This window comes from Streptococcus mitis, assembly GCF_946190065.1.
Classification (GTDB): Bacteria; Bacillota; Bacilli; order Lactobacillales; family Streptococcaceae; genus Streptococcus; species Streptococcus mitis_DE.
The window spans coordinates 1-214 of the sequence record NZ_CAMHZD010000295.1; the positions used below are offsets into that span (position 1 = coordinate 1).

The window sequence follows — 214 nt, forward strand, 5'->3', positions numbered from 1 at the left end:
ACCGTCACATGGAAAGACACGCCAGTTGTGAACACACCAGGCAGTCATCCAACAGTAGCCTTAGTCACTTATCCAGACGGAACAGTCGATGAAGTCGAAGTACCAGTCACAGTTAAGAAACAAAGTGACACCTTCAACCCAACGGCAAAAGAACCGAACCAAACTGTTCGTCACAACGAAGTACCAGATCCAGAGAAAAGTATTAATACAAATG

1 protein-coding gene is annotated in these 214 nt (G+C 44.9%); it reads left to right on the top strand.

What is annotated here, in order from left to right; translation table 11 throughout:
- Nucleotides 1-214, top strand: a 214-nt coding sequence (locus OCF96_RS10150; protein ID WP_261447099.1) for a Rib/alpha-like domain-containing protein, incomplete at both ends; no start/stop codon positions are given.